This is a genomic window from Streptomyces sp. NPDC050759 (assembly GCF_044456945.1).
GTDB lineage: Bacteria > Actinomycetota > Actinomycetes > Streptomycetales > Streptomycetaceae > Streptomyces.
On record NZ_JBITGI010000007.1, the window covers coordinates 434,394 to 448,484 of the forward strand.

Consider the following 14,091-nt stretch of genomic DNA (forward strand, 5'->3'; position numbering starts at 1 on the left):
TTTCAGATGAGCGGCCGGGGCTGGGTCAACTCGTCGTAGACGCTCAGCACTTGCGCGACCGTCTCGTCCTCGGTCGGCCAGGTCGCCGCCTGCCGCGCCCCCCGCTCCTTCAGCAGCTCCCGGCGCTCGGGATCCCCGAGCAGCCGTACGACGGCCTCGGCGAGGGCCTCCGGATCGCCGTACGGGACGAGTTCGGCCGCGTCGCCGACGAGTTCGGGGATGCCGCCGACCTCGGTCGCGACGAGCGGCACGCGCGCGTGGAAGGCCTCCTGGGCCAGGAGCGAGCGCGCCTCCCAGCGGCTGGGCAGGAGTGCGAGATCGGCGGCAGCGAGCAGTTCGGAGATGTCGTCGCGCCGCCCGATCAGCCGAACGGGCAGCCCCTCGTCCTCGATACGGCCCTGCAGGACCGCCCGCAGCGGCCCCTCCCCCGCGATGACGACCAGCGGCACGGGGTCGAGAAGGCGCCAGGCGCGTGTGGCGTCCAGCAGGGTCTCGTAGCCCCGATACCGGTCCAGGGAGCCGACCGCCATCAGCAACGGACGCCCGGTGGCCCCGAGTTCGGCCCGCACCTTGGGCCGCAGCCGGTCCGGGTCCTCCTGCTCGGCGACTGCGCGCGGCCCGGGCAGGGCGACGGCGGCGAGTCGCGCGTCCCGGGCACCGGTCCTGCGCGCCCGGTCCACGAGCGCCGAGGTGGATCCGAGCACGACGGAGGCGGCCTTCACCACCCGGCGTTCGAGAAGGCGCACGAAATGAGCCCGCGCGCCCTCCGCGTACGCCCGGTCGTGCCAGGTGACGACGAGCGGAGTGCGCCGCCCGCTGAGCGCCAACACCGCGCGGAACGAGGCGTGCAGCCCGTGCGCGTGCACGAGATCGGCGTCCGCGCATGCCGCCCGCAGCACGGCCACGGAGGTGGGGTCGCTGCTGCGGGGCACGTGCACATGCTCGGCACCGGCCCCGGAGAAGTCGTAGGCCCGATCGGCCTCGGCGGGGGCGCACACCGTGACCCGCACGCCCCGCGCGACAAGCCCCGAGGTCAGGGAGCGCACATGCGCGCTGCTGCCGGCATTGCCTCCGCCCAGCACCTGCACGGTGCGCAGCGGCGACTGGCCGTGCGGTGAGTGGCTGCTCACGGGGGTCACGTGGCCGGGGCTCCTGGTTCGGGTCGGACGGTCACGAGGAAACGTACAGAAGGTGTCGAGCGGAGGGGTGTACCGCGCGCTTCCTACGCGTGATGGGTTCTCTGCCAAGGATGCCAGGACGTACGGGTGTTCCGTGAATGGGGAGAACGGGGGAACGGCGTGTGCGGCGAGTCGAGGTCACTCACAAGAGTGACGGTAAGCCTGTTCCGACCTGAAGGTGTCCGACCTGAGGGGCGCGGGGCTGTATCGATCTGCGGCTCCGCCGCGGGGCGCGAGAACCCCCCACCGGCCCGCAGCCGACACACGACTTACCGCGGCCCCACGTACAGCGGCAGCAACAACCGCGGCCGCATGCGCAACCAACCCCAGCCGTCCGTTGCCCTCGACCACCGCGGCCCCCAGAGCCGCGCCCCACGCATGTGCCCCCACATCCCCGATCATCACGCGCTCACCAAGGTCGTCCGGCAATACGGCCCCCGCCGCGCCCACCGCCACCGCGGCCAACTCCGACCGCACCATCCCCGGCGCCCCCAGCGCCACCACGACACCGGCCGCCCGACCGGGCCGTACATCCACGAGGTTGACGAAATGCGCGGCCCCGGCGATCACTACTCCGGCCAGTACCTTGTCGACGACGCGCTCCTTCATCAGCGCCCCCGCGAGTAGCCCGGCCGCCGATATCCCGAACAACTTGACGGCTCCGCTGGTCACTTCACCCTGACGCAGCGCGGCGAGATGCGCCCGGAACCCCCGCCGATGATCGCCGGCGAGGTCGTCGTACGCCCCACAGAGCCCGGCGACGGCAACGGCCATTCCCGCGGCGGGCCGTACCCGTCCCGCCCCCAGGGCCACCGCCAGGGCGCTCGCGGGCCCGGCGTACAACTCGACCGTCCGCCCTGCGTAGTTCGTCCGCTCCCACCGCTCCCGCCCACCCGGCGCCACCGCCCGAAGAGCGGTCATGCCGACGCGCGTCATCGCAGCGGTGATTCCCAGGGACGCACCCCTCACGCGTCCGCCCGAGCCGTGGCCAGCAACTCCTCCGCATGCGCGCGGGCCGTCTCCGAGTCCTCCTGTCCGGCGAGCATCCGGGACAGCTCCCGGACCCGTTCCTCGCCCTCCAGGACCTTCACACCGGACCGGGTGACGGACCCGTCGTTCGTCTTCTCGACCAGCAACTGCCGGTCGGCGAAGGCGGCGACCTGAGGCAGATGGGTCACGACCACGACCTGCGCGGTCCTCGCGAGGCGCGCGAGCCGCCGCCCGATCTCGACCGCGGCCTTGCCGCCGACCCCGGCGTCGACCTCGTCGAAGAGATAGGTCGGCACGGGGTCCGTCCCCGCGAACACGACCTCGACGGCCAGCATCACGCGCGAGAGCTCACCACCGGACGCGCCCTTGGCGATGGGCCGCGCCGGCGCACCCGGATGCGGGGCGAGCAGCAGCTCGACCTCGTCGGCACCGGCCGGCCCGTAGGCGACCGCGCGCCCGCCGACCTCGACACCCTCCGGGTCCTCGGTCTGCCGGATGGCGAAGGACACGCGCGCGTGGGGCATCGCCAGCGAGGCCAGCTCTGCGGTCACCGCGGCGGCAAACCTCTCCGCGGCCTCCGTACGCGCGTCCGTCAGCGCCTGCGCCAGGCCGCCCAGTTCGGTCCTGAGCGCGTCCCGCTCGGCGGTCAGCTCGTCGATCCGCTCGTCGTCGCCGTCCAGTTCGGTGAGCCTCGCGGCACTCTGCTCGGCCCAGGTGAGCACGGTGGCGACGTCCTCGCCGTACTTCCGCGTCAGCGCGGTGAGGGCCGCCCGCCGCTCCTCGACGGCCGACAGCCGCAGCGGATCGGCGTCCAGGTCGTCGGCGTACCCCGCCAGCTCCCCGGCCACATCGCCCAGCAGGATCCCGATCTCCCCGATCCGGTCGGCGAGCGCCGCCAGAGCCGGATCGTGCGACCGTACGGCTTCCAGAGCCCGCTGAGCGCCCGCCACGAGCGTCGCGGCATCGATGCCCTCGGGGTCCTCGGGGTTCCCGGCGAGGGCGGCGTGGGCGGCCGTGGCGGCCGACGACAGAGCCTCGGCGTGCCCGAGTCGCTCGGCCTCCTCGGCCAGCTCGACGTCCTCCCCTGCCCGAGGGTCCACGCCGGCGATCTCGTCGAGCCCGTAGCGCAGCATGTCGGCTTCCTGGGCCCGCTCACGCGCGCGCGTGACGATCTCGTCCAGTTCGACGGAGACGGCCCGCAGCCGCCGGTAGGCCTCGGTGTACTTGGCCAGCGGCACGGCGACGGCATCACCCGCGTACCGGTCGAGTGCCTGCCGCTGCCGGGTCAGCTTGAGCAGCCCCTGCTGATCGGTCTGCCCGTGCACGGCGACCAGCTCGTCGGCGAGTTCGGCGAGCACGCCCACCGGCACGGACCGCCCACCCAGGTGCGCCCGGGACCGCCCTTCGGCGGAAACGGTACGGCTGATCAACAGCGCCCCGTCGTCGAGCTCCGCCCCGGCCTCCTCGGCCCGTACGACGACGGAGTCGCCGGCGGACACCGTGATCCGCCCCTCCACCACCGCCTTCTCGGCCCCGATCCGCACGAGCGCCGCGTCAGCCCGCCCACCGAGCAGCAGCCCCAGGCTGGTGACCACCATGGTCTTGCCCGCACCGGTCTCACCGGTGACAGCGGTGAACCCGGGCGACAACTCGACGACGGCGTCATCGATGACTCCGAGCGACCGTATCCGCATCTCTTCCAGCACGATGAAGACCTTACGAGGTCCGGGTGTCTCTGTGCGAGGCACCCTGTCACCCAGGGGAGGGAAGCGCCCTGCAGGGGCGCGGGGCTGTATCGATTTGCGGCTCCGCCGCGTGGGCGCGATCAGCCACAGACGGCGGTGAGTCGCACAACTCTCCCGAGCCACCCCCTACGCAGCGCTAATGCGGCGCCCCCCGCCACCCGGAAACCGGCAACGCGAACTTCGCCACGAGCCGATCCGTGAACGAAGCGTGATGCAGCCGAGCCAACCGCACCGGCACAGCCCCCCGCCGCACCTCCACCCGCGCCCCGGGCGGCAACTCGAAGGTCCGCCGCCCGTCGCACCACAGCACACCCGGCGGAATATGCGGCAGCAACTCCACCGCCAGCACCGAGTTCGGCGAGGTCACCAGCGGCTTCGCGAACAGCGCATGCGCGGAGATCGGCACCATCAGCAGCGCCTCCACCTCGGGCCACACCACCGGCCCACCCGCGGAGAACGCATAGGCCGTGGACCCGGTGGGCGTGGACAGCACGATCCCGTCACACCCGAAGCCCGTCACCGGCCGCCCGTCGATCTCGAGCACGACTTCGAGCAGTTTCTCCGCGCCGGCCTTCTGCACGGCCGCCTCGTTCAGCGCCCAGTCCGTATGAACGATGTCCCCGTTGCGGTGAACGACGACATCGACGGTCATCCGCTCCTCGACCTCGTACGCCTTGGTCACCACCCGGTCGACGACCTTGTCGAGATCGTCCCGCTCGGCCTCCGCGAGGAAGCCGACACTGCCCAGGTTGACGCCCAGCATCGGCACCCCGGATGCCCGGGCGAACTCGGCGCCGCGCAGCAGCGTCCCGTCGCCGCCGAGCACGATGAGCAGCTCGCACCCTTCGAGGCACTGCGGTGTCGCTTCCTTGACGAGTTCCACCTCGGGCGGCAGCGGCAGGTCGGCCGCCTCGTACTCCAGGACGCGCACGCCGATCTCCGACTGCATCAGCCCCTTGACGACCAGCTCGGCACTGCGAATGGCCGCGGGCCGCCCGGTGTGGGCGAGCAGAAAAACAGTACGAGCTCGGTTCTGGCTCAACGCGGCCCCTCCGCAACTGCACGGTCGACATCGGCCGGGTCCAGGGCGGGCGCCCCGGCACGCAGCCACAGAAAGTATTCGACATTTCCGGAGGGTCCGGGCAACGGACTGGCCGTGACCCCGTTCACCCCGAGCCCGAGTTCCGCCGCCTTCGCGGCGACACCGCGCACGGCCTCGGCGCGCAGCTGCGTGCTGCGTACGACTCCCCCACTGCCCAGCCGCTCCTTACCCACCTCGAACTGCGGCTTCACCATCATCACCAGATCGGCGTCCGGTTTCACGCACCGCACCAGGGCGGGCAGTACCAGTCCGAGCGGGATGAAGGACAGATCCCCCACGACAAGATCCACTGGTTCCCCATCGATCGCTTCGAGCGTCAACTCGCGTACGTTCGTACGGTCCTTGACGGTGACGCGTTCATCGCTCCGAAGAGACCACGCGAGTTGTCCGTAGCCGACGTCGACGGCGACCACGTGTGACGCCCCCTCCCGCAGCAGCACATCGGTGAAACCGCCGGTGGAGGCCCCGGCGTCCAGCGCCCGCCGCCCCTCGACGACGAGCCCCCGCGGCACGAACGCCTGAAGGGCGCCCGCGAGCTTGTGCCCGCCCCGGGACACGTAGCCGGGGTCGCTGTCGTCGCTCTGCACCACGATCGCGGCCGCGGTCTCCACCTGGGTGGCGGACTTGGTCGCGATGGTCTTGCCGACGGTGACCCGCCCGGCCGCGATCAGCTGGCCGGCATGCTCGCGCGAGCGCGCCAGCTTCCGGCGGACCAGCTCCGCGTCCAGACGGCGGCGTGCGACTCCTGCCACGTTCGGTTCAGCTCCTAGTGCCATACGAGGGTGAGGGTGCCCTCTGGTCATACGACGGTGAGGGCGCCGGAGGTCCCGGGCGGGCGTCGAGCGCGGTGAGCGCGTCGCGCAGCCCCCGGTGTACATCCTCGTACACCTCGATGTGTCCGTCCGTGGCGAGGTGGTCGGCGTCGCCCAGCCGCTCCAGCTGAGCGTCCACCTCGGCGTTGCCGGTGGGGGTGCGAGGGACGTTCAGAGGGGCGGGGGCAGCCGGGTCGTACCCGGGTTCGACCGGGCCCTCTTGTGAAGGCTCTGGAACTGCGTCGCTCATGCCCAGACGCTACCCCGAACGGCTGGGGTACCGTCGAGCGCGATGGCCACGATCGAGGAGTGCCGTGCCGCACTCGAAAAGCTCTCCGACAACATGCGGAACGCCGAGGGGGATGCCGCCACGGCGGCGTCCATGGACCGCTCGGTGAGCTGCCGTATCACCGATCTCGACGTCACCTTCGTCGGCCGGATGACCGGCGGCCGGATCGTGGTGCACGACACCCTGCAGGGCCCTCCGAAGGAGAAGGCCCAGATCAGGCTCACCATGTCCGGTGACGACCTGGTGGCCCTGGTGAACGGCGAGCTGAACTTCGCCAAGGCCTGGGGCTCGGGCCGGGTGAAGCTGGAGGCGGGCCTCAGGGATCTGTTCCAGCTCAGGAAGCTTCTGTAGCGGCCTCCACGCGCGCGCGTGCCTTGCGCGCTGCCGGCACCACCAGCGGCGTCCCCGTCTCCGGGTCGTCGATCACCTGGCAGCGCAGCCCGAAGACCTCCTCGACCAGCTCGGCCGTGACGATGTCGTTCGGGCGCCCCTCGGCGATGATCTTCCCGCTCTTCAGCGCGATGAGATGCGTGGCGTACCGGGCGGCGTGGTTGAGGTCGTGCAGGACGGCCACCAGCGTGCGGCCCTGCTCCTCGTGCAGCTCGGCGCACAGATCGAGGACATCGATCTGGTGCTGGATGTCGAGGTAGGTCGTCGGCTCGTCGAGGAGCAGCAGTGGGGTCTGCTGGGCGAGCGCCATCGCGATCCACACCCGCTGCCGCTGGCCGCCGGACAGTTCGTCGACGTACCGCTCGGCGAGTTCCGCGACCCCGGTCTGCCGCATGGACTCCTGGACGACCCGCTCGTCCTCGGTGGACCACTGGCGCAGGATGCCCTGGTGGGGATAGCGGCCGCGGCCGACCAGGTCGGCGACGGTGATCCCGTCCGGCGCGATCGACGACTGCGGGAGCAGACCCAGGGTGCGGGCGACCTTCTTCGCCGGCATCGACTGGATGACCTGCCCGTCGAGCAGCACCTTGCCCTGGCTGGGCTTGAGCATCCGCGAGAGGGCCCGCAGGAGCGTGGACTTGCCGCACGCGTTGGGGCCGACGATCACCGTGAAGGAGTTGTCGGGTATCTCCACCGACAACTGCTCGGCGATGACCCGCTGGTCGTAGGCGAGGGTGACGGTGTCGGCGGACAGGCGGTTCACGGTGCTCCCTGGGTTGTTCAGTCCGCTGGTGAGGACGGTCTCGGCGGTCATATCCGGCCCGCCCTGCGCTCGGTGACCAGGAGCCACAGCAGGTACACGCCGCCGAGGACTCCGGTGACCACGCCGACGGGCAGCTGGTCCGCGCCGAAGACCTTCTGCGAGACCCAGTCGGCGGTGACCAGGAGGGTGGCGCCCATGCACAGGGACGGCAGCAGGTTGGGGCCGGGCGAGCGGGTGAGGCGGCGGGCCAGCTGCGGAGCGGTGAGCGCGACGAAGCTGACCGGTCCGGCGGCCGCGGTGGCGGCGGCGGTGAGCAGGACGGCGGCGACCAACAGCAGCAGCCGTACGCGTTCGACACGCACCCCGAGGGCGTTCGACACGTCGTCGCCCATCTCCATCATCCTGAGGCCCCGCGCGTTGGCCAGGACGAGCGGGACGAGGACGGCGCACAGCCACAGCAGTGGCCAGACCTGCGTCCAGTCCCGGCCGCTGAGCGAGCCGGTCATCCAGACGACCGCTTGGGCGGCCTCGGTGAGGGTGGACCTGGTCAGCAGATAGCCGTTGACCGCCGTGACGATCGCGGAGACACCGATGCCGACCAGGACCAGCCGGTATCCGTGCACGCCCTGCTTCCAGGCGAGCAGATAGATGGCGAACCCGGTCACGAGTCCACCCACGAGCGCGCCCAGGGTGACCTGGGCCGCGCTCCCGGAGAACAGCACGATCATCGTGAGCGCCCCGGCCGTCGCCCCCTGGCTGAGCCCGAGCACGTCCGGACTGCCCAGCGGATTGCGGGAGATGGCCTGGAACAGCGCGCCCCCGAGCCCGAGCGAGGCGCCGACCAGGAGCCCGACGAGGACTCTCGGCAGCCGCAGCTCGTTGATGATGAACTCCTGCCCGGCGTTGCCGTTCCCGAGCAGCGTCTTCAGCACGTCCCCGGCGGGGATCGGGAAGTCGCCGGTGCCGATGAGCACGACGCTCGCGGTGAGCGCGGCAAGGAGTATCAGGCCGACGACGACGGTGGCCCGGACGTCCAGCCGGAGGGAAAGCCCGCCGGGGGTCCTGATGGCACGGTTGGTCCTCACAGCTGGGCCGTCCTCCGCCGTCGTACGAGAAAGATGAAGACCGGCCCGCCGATGAGCGCGGTGACGATGCCGACCTGGAGCTCCGCGGGCCGCGCGACGAGGCGCCCGACGACGTCGGAGCCCAGCAGCAGCACGGGCGACAGGACGGTCGCGTACGGCAGGATCCAGCGCAGATCGGGGCCGGTGAAGGAGCGCACGATGTGCGGCACCATCAGACCGACGAACACGATCGGCCCGCAGGCGGCGGTCGCGGCCCCGCACAGCACGGTCGCGGAGAGCATGGCCAGCGCCCGGGTGCGGTTGAGGTTGGCACCGAGGGCCTTGGCCGTGTCGTCGCCCATCTCCATCGCGTTGAGCGGCCGCGCCAGCGCGAGGGCGAGGAGCGAGCCGGCCGCGAGGAACGGCAGCACCTGGAGGATGGTCGAGTTGCTCGCCGAGGACAGCGAACCGACCGTCCAGAACCGCATCTTGTTGAGCGCCTGGTCATCGGTGATCATCACGGCCTGGAGATAGCCGTACAACGCCGCGCTGATCGCCGTACCGGCCAGCGCGAGCCGTACCGGAGTGGCACCCCGGCTGCCGCCGAGGAACCAGACCAGGGCGCCCACCGCGGCCGCACCCAGAAAGGCGAACCAGACATAGCCGCTGAGCGAGGTGACACCGAAGAAGGTGATCGCGGTGACGACCGCGGCGGACGCGCCCGCGTTGATGCCGAGCAGCCCGGGATCGGCCAGCGGATTACGGGTGAGCGCCTGCAGTACCGCCCCGGACAGACCGAGCGCGGCACCGGCCAGCAGGCCGAGGACGGTCCGCGACAGCCGGTCGGCCACCACGACGTCGCCATAGGTACCCGTGTCCTGGAACAGGCCGTGCCAGACCTGCGCCACGGACAGCCCTTTCGCCCCGACCGCGATGCTCGCCGTCGCGACGAGCACCAGGAGCACGACGGACACGAGGAGCCCAAGGACGCGTATCGCCCGGCGGGTTGGGGGCGCGGGGGCGGTCTCCGCGCGCTGTTCGGGAGGACTGTCGACCAACACGCAGTTAGGTTAGCCTACCCTGCCAACCAGCCACGATCCCGAGGTCCGAACGTCCCCGGACCCACAGGAACGCCTGCCCGCCCCTACGACTCACAACCCCAGCCTGGCGAGTGCCTTCCCCCCGTCCAGCTCGCACACACCGTCTCCGGCCGCCGTCCAGGCCGCCGCGCACAGCGCCCGCAGCCCGTCCAGGGCCTCGCCGTCACCGTCGAGTTCCAGTCGCTCCTCGCCGGCCCTCGCAGTCCAGCCACCGCACCGGAAGCCTTCTCCCGCCTCGGTGACCTCGGGCTGTCCGGTGAGCATCCCCCGCAGATCGGCGTCCACATAGGTCGGCCGGTGCTGCGGCGGCGCGGCGAGCAGTTGGGCGCCGTCGGTGACGCCGGTGAGCACGAGCAGCGAGTCCACCTCGCCGTTGAACGCACCCTCGATGTCGGTGTCCAGCCGGTCCCCGACCACCAACGGCCGCTTCGCACCGGTCCGCAGGATCGTCTCGCGGTGCATGGGAGGCAACGGCTTGCCCGCGACCTGCGGCTCGGCACCGGTCGCTATCCGTACGACCTCCACCGCGGCTCCGTTGCCCGGTGCGATCCCGCGCCCGCTCGGAATCGTCAGGTCGGTGTTGGAGGCGAACCAGGGCACCCCGCGCGCAACGGCATAACTGGCCTCCGCGAACCGCCCCCAGGGCAGGTCCGGCCCACCGAAGCCCTGCACGACCGCCGCCGGATCGTCGTCCGCCGACTCCACGGGCTCAAGACCCCGCTCGCGCAGCGCGACCCGCAGCCCCTCGCCACCGATCACGAGTACCCGCGCACCGGCCGGCACCTGCTCGCTGATCAGCCGCGCGACCGCCTGGGCGGAGGTGATGACGTCATCGGCGCCCGTCGGTATCCCCAACTCGGTGAGGTGCTCCGCTACGGTGTCGGGCGTACGCAGCGCGTTGTTGGTGACGTAGGCGAGGTGCATACCCCCCTCGCGCGCGGTGGCGAGCGAGTCGACGGCGTGCGCGATCGCGTTCCCGCCCGCGTACACCACCCCGTCGAGGTCGAGCAGTGCGGTGTCGTACGCCTCGCTCAGGGCCTGCCCACTGCCCTCGGGCCTCGTCCTCACGCCCTGGCTCATTCCGCATCGCTCCTCGTTCGACGGCTTTCCCCCGATCATCCCCCATGCCACTGACACCCGTACGATGCCGGGATGAACACAGCAGGTCACCCGGAAGCAACGGCGCGCCGAGGCCTGGAACTCACCCCGTTCCGAGGCCTGCGCTACGACCCCGACCGGGTCGGCAGCCTGGCCGCCGTGACATCACCGCCGTACGACGTCGTGGTCCGCCCCGACGGCCTGCACCAGCTCCAGTCCAACGACCCGTACAACATCGTCCGGCTGATCCTCCCGCAGGCGACGACCCCGGCCGAACGCAACGAGCAGGCGGCCCGCACCCTGCGCGGCTGGCTCTCCGAGGGCATCCTGACCGCCGACCCCGAGCCCGGCCTGTACGTCTACGAACAGCAGGACGGAGCCGGCCTGCTCCAGCGCGGGATCATCGGCACCCTGCGCCTGTCGGAGCCGTCGGAGGGCGTGGTCCTGCCGCACGAGGACGTCATGCCGCATGTCGTCGCCGACCGCGCGGCCCTCATGCGCGCCACCTCGGCGAATCTGGAGCCCCTGCTCCTCACCTACCGCGGCAACGGCTCGGAGTCCGTCACGACGACGGCGATCGAACGCATGGCCGGGCAGCCCCCGCTCCTGGCCACCACCACCGAGGACGGCTACAGCCACCGCCTGTGGTCGATCACCGACCCCGCCGAAGTGGCCCGCATCCGGTCCGACCTGACCCGGCACCAGGCCCTGATCGCCGACGGCCACCACCGCTGGGCGACCTACCGCCGCCTGCGCGCGGAGCACCCCTCCCCCAGCCCCTGGGACCACGGCCTGGTCCTCCTCGTGGACACGGCCCGCTACCCTCTCCGCGTCCGAGCCATCCACCGCCTGCTGCACGGCGTCCCGGTGGCCCGGTCCCTGGCGCTCCTCGACGGCCTCTTCCGGGTACAGCACCTCGACGTGCCCCTCTCCGAGGCCCTGGACGCCCTCGCCGACTCGGCCTGCGCGGGCAACGCCTTCCTCCTCGCCGGAGACGGCGCCTTCCACCTGGTGGACCGCCCCGACCCGGACCTCCTGTCCCGCACAGTCCCCACGGACCGTCCCATCGCCTGGCGCACCCTGGACGCCACGGTCCTGCACGCCACGCTCCTGGCCCACGTCTGGCACATCCCCGAGGACGACCCCACCCGCATCGCCTACATCCACGACACGGCCGCCACGGTCGAGAAGGCGGAACGCGACGGCGGAACAGCCGTCCTGATGCACCCGGTCCGCGAGGAGGTCGTACGCGACCTCGCCCGCCAGGGCGTCACGATGCCCCGAAAGTCGACGTCGTTCGGTCCGAAGCCGGCGTCGGGGCTGGTCCTGCGCGCACTGGACGTGTAACGCGCAAAGGGGCGGGATCCCGGGATCCCGCCCCTTTGTCACCGTCAACACATGTCAGTCCTTGAGGTCGCCGTCCTCAACGCCCTCGCCGTCCTCGACCTCTTCTGCGACCTTCTCGGCAGCCTCGCCGCCAGGCTCGTCCGCGTCATCCTCGTCGTCCGCGAAGGCGTCGACGAACTCGACCCCGTCCAGCTCGGCGAGCCGGTCGGAGGCGTCCGTGCTGCCGTCCTTGTCGGACTCCACGGCCTTGGCGAACCACTCCCGCGCCTCGCTCTCCCGACCGGCCGCGAGCAGCGCGTCGGCATACGCGTAGCGCAGCCGCGCAGTCCACGGCTGCACCGAGTTGGAGGCCAGCTCGGGACTCTGCAGCGTCACGATGGCCGCGTCCAGCTGCCCCATGTCACGCCGGGCACCGGCGACGACGAGCCGCATCTCCACCTGTCCGGCCTTGTCGAGCTTGTGCACCTCGGGCGCCCCGGCCATGTCCAGCGCCTTCTCCGGCCGCCCGAGCCCACGCTCGCAGTCGGCCATGACCGGCCACAGCTCCACGCTCCCGGTCATCCGCCGCGCGGCCCGGAACTCGGCGAGCGCCTCGCTGTACTTCTGGGTGGCGTACGCCGCGAACCCGGCCGCCTCTCGTACGGCGGCGACACGCGACGCCAGCCGCAGGGCCACCTTGGAGTAGCCGTAGGCACCCTCGGGGTCTTCGTCGATGAGCCGGGCGACCATCACCAGGTTCTTGGCGACATCCTCCGCGAGCCCCTTCGGCAGGCTCTGCAGCTCCTGCCGTACGTCCTTGTCGATCTCGTCGCCCGTGACGTCCTCGGGGATCGGCAGCCGCTTGATCGGCTCACGATCGCGCTCCCGCTCGTCGCGGAAACGCCCGCCGCCACGCCGGTCGTCGCTACCTCGCCGGTCGTCCCGCCCACGGAACCCGCCGGGCCGCCCACCCCGGTCGTCCCTACGCGGCCCACCGCGCCCGCCACGATCGTCACGCCGATCGCTGTCCCGGCGGAAGCCACCACGGTCGTCCCGGCTGTCGTCACGCCGGAAGCCACCCCGGTCGCCTCGGCTGTCGTCACGCCGGTTGTCGTCATGCCGGTCGTTGTCGCGGCGGAAGCCGCCACGATCACCGCGGTCATCGCTCCGGCGGTCGTCACGGCGGTCATCCCGCCGATCGTCGCGGCGCTCGTAGCTGCCGCGGTTGTCGTCACGGCGGAAACCACCGCGATCACCGCGGTCATCGCGGCGGAAGCCGCCACGGTCGTTGTCGCGGCGCTCTACACGCTCACCCCGGTCGCCGCGGTCGCCGCGGTCGCCTCGGTCGTCACGGCGGAAGGCAGGCCGGTCGCCATCGCGTCGGAACCCACGGTCGCGATCGTCACGGCGGGGACCAGTCGGCCGGTCGTCACGACGGAACGCAGGGCGAGGCCCACGATCGTCCCCACGAGGCCCACGGTCACGGTCGTCACGCCGGGCGTAACCGCCACCGCGGTTGTCGCCACCGCGGTTGTCGTCACGGCGGAAACCACCGCGATCACCGCGGTCATCGCGGCGGAAGCCGCCACGGTCGTTGTCGCGGCGCTCTACACGCTCACCCCGGTCGCCTCGGTCGTCACGGCGGAAGGCAGGCCGATCACCATCGCGTCGGAACCCACGGTCGCGATCGCGATCGTCACGGCGGGGACCGGTCGGCCGGTCGTCACGACGGAACGCAGGGCGAGGCCCACGATCGTCCCCACGAGGCCCACGGTCACGGTCGTCACGCCGGCCATAGCCGCCACCACGGTTGTCCCCACCACGGCTGTCGTCACGGCGGAAACCACCACGATCACCGCGGTCATCGCTCCGTCGGTCGTCACGGCGGCCGTAGCCGCCACCGCGATTACCGCCGCGCTCATTGCCGCCACGGTCGCCGGCACCGCGGTTGTCGTCGCGGCGGAAACCGCCACGCTCACCACTGTCCCGTCGCCGCTGGTCGCGCTCCGGTCGGTCGTCGGGAGAGTTGGTGGACATGGTGACTCCTGTCTTCGGTACAGCAAGCATTCTAAAAACAAAAGGACCCCTGGTCCCAGCTGAACGCTGGGACCAGGGGTCCTCCAAATATTGTTCGGCGGCGTCCTACTCTCCCACAGGGTCCCCCCTGCAGTACCATCGGCGCTGTAAGGCTTAGCTTCCGGGTTCGGAATGTAACCGGGCGTTTCCCTCACGCT

General features: G+C 71.5%; 14 protein-coding genes and 1 rRNA gene. 3 read left to right on the forward strand and 12 right to left on the reverse strand.

Annotation, left to right across the window (positions count from 1 at the left end; translation table 11 throughout):
• Positions 1-2: 2 nt before the first annotated feature.
• The 6 genes from ACIBJB_RS23375 to ACIBJB_RS23400 all read right to left on the reverse strand — a co-directional run bounded on the left by ACIBJB_RS23375 (position 3) and on the right by ACIBJB_RS23400 (position 6,077).
• Entirely contained in the window at positions 3-1,139 is a 1,137-nt protein-coding gene (locus ACIBJB_RS23375) for a glycosyltransferase family 4 protein (RefSeq protein ID WP_398933030.1), read from the reverse strand.
• Positions 1,140-1,316: 177 nt separating this feature from the next.
• The gene (locus tag ACIBJB_RS23380; RefSeq protein WP_398933031.1) at positions 1,317-2,114 is read right to left on the reverse strand and encodes a hypothetical protein; all 798 of its coding nucleotides are present in this window, start codon (positions 2,112-2,114) and stop codon (positions 1,317-1,319) included.
• A gap of 29 nt (positions 2,115-2,143) precedes the next feature.
• On the reverse strand, positions 2,144-3,862 hold the full coding sequence (gene recN / locus ACIBJB_RS23385) for a DNA repair protein RecN (protein ID WP_398933048.1): 1,719 nt from the start codon (positions 3,860-3,862) through the stop codon (positions 2,144-2,146).
• 187 nt (positions 3,863-4,049) lie between these two features.
• Positions 4,050-4,955, reverse strand: coding sequence for an NAD kinase (locus tag ACIBJB_RS23390; RefSeq protein ID WP_057614516.1), 906 nt, complete (start codon positions 4,953-4,955; stop codon positions 4,050-4,052).
• Complete coding sequence (locus tag ACIBJB_RS23395) at positions 4,952-5,767, reverse strand: TlyA family RNA methyltransferase (protein WP_398933032.1); 816 nt, start codon at positions 5,765-5,767, stop codon at positions 4,952-4,954. Before ACIBJB_RS23395 ends, ACIBJB_RS23390 begins: the two co-directional genes overlap by 4 nt.
• A 7-nt stretch (positions 5,768-5,774) precedes the next feature.
• Entirely contained in the window at positions 5,775-6,077 is a 303-nt protein-coding gene (locus ACIBJB_RS23400) for a hypothetical protein (RefSeq protein ID WP_280856690.1), read from the reverse strand.
• A 42-nt stretch (positions 6,078-6,119) separates the two neighbouring features.
• Between ACIBJB_RS23400 and ACIBJB_RS23405 the strand changes: the two genes are divergently transcribed.
• Entirely contained in the window at positions 6,120-6,467 is a 348-nt protein-coding gene (locus tag ACIBJB_RS23405) for an SCP2 sterol-binding domain-containing protein (protein ID WP_266379689.1), read from the forward strand.
• On the opposite strand, the gene ACIBJB_RS23410 is transcribed toward ACIBJB_RS23405, so the two are convergent.
• The 4 genes from ACIBJB_RS23410 to ACIBJB_RS23425 all read right to left on the reverse strand — a co-directional run bounded on the left by ACIBJB_RS23410 (position 6,451) and on the right by ACIBJB_RS23425 (position 10,513).
• The gene (locus ACIBJB_RS23410) at positions 6,451-7,320 is read right to left on the reverse strand and encodes an ABC transporter ATP-binding protein (protein ID WP_398933033.1); all 870 of its coding nucleotides are present in this window, start codon (positions 7,318-7,320) and stop codon (positions 6,451-6,453) included. The genes ACIBJB_RS23405 and ACIBJB_RS23410 overlap by 17 nt on opposite strands.
• Positions 7,317-8,354, reverse strand: a complete 1,038-nt coding sequence (locus ACIBJB_RS23415; RefSeq protein ID WP_398933034.1) for a FecCD family ABC transporter permease — start codon at positions 8,352-8,354, stop codon at positions 7,317-7,319. Before ACIBJB_RS23415 ends, ACIBJB_RS23410 begins: the two co-directional genes overlap by 4 nt.
• A complete protein-coding gene (locus ACIBJB_RS23420) occupies positions 8,351-9,394 on the reverse strand; it encodes a FecCD family ABC transporter permease (RefSeq protein WP_398933035.1) in 1,044 nt (347 codons plus the stop codon). The genes ACIBJB_RS23415 and ACIBJB_RS23420 overlap by 4 nt, the downstream gene beginning before the upstream one ends.
• Positions 9,395-9,484: 90 nt before the next feature.
• Positions 9,485-10,513 carry an HAD hydrolase-like protein gene (locus tag ACIBJB_RS23425; RefSeq protein ID WP_398933036.1) on the reverse strand — a complete coding sequence of 343 codons (1,029 nt, stop codon included), beginning with the start codon at positions 10,511-10,513 and terminating at the stop codon, positions 9,485-9,487.
• A gap of 72 nt (positions 10,514-10,585) precedes the next feature.
• Between ACIBJB_RS23425 and ACIBJB_RS23430 the strand changes: the two genes are divergently transcribed.
• Positions 10,586-11,878: a DUF1015 domain-containing protein gene (locus tag ACIBJB_RS23430; RefSeq protein ID WP_398933037.1), complete on the forward strand. Its 1,293-nt coding sequence runs from the start codon at positions 10,586-10,588 to the stop codon at positions 11,876-11,878.
• Between the two features lie 54 nt (positions 11,879-11,932).
• On the opposite strand, the gene ACIBJB_RS23435 is transcribed toward ACIBJB_RS23430, so the two are convergent.
• Positions 11,933-12,715 carry a hypothetical protein gene (locus ACIBJB_RS23435; protein WP_398933049.1) on the reverse strand — a complete coding sequence of 261 codons (783 nt, stop codon included), beginning with the start codon at positions 12,713-12,715 and terminating at the stop codon, positions 11,933-11,935.
• A gap of 258 nt (positions 12,716-12,973) precedes the next feature.
• Here ACIBJB_RS23435 and ACIBJB_RS23440 point away from each other — a divergent pair, with 258 nt between their 5' ends.
• Entirely contained in the window at positions 12,974-13,957 is a 984-nt protein-coding gene (locus tag ACIBJB_RS23440) for a hypothetical protein (protein WP_398933053.1), read from the forward strand.
• A gap of 29 nt (positions 13,958-13,986) precedes the next feature.
• On the opposite strand, the gene rrf is transcribed toward ACIBJB_RS23440, so the two are convergent.
• Positions 13,987-14,091 (reverse strand): 5S ribosomal RNA (gene rrf, locus ACIBJB_RS23445); the annotation flags it as partial.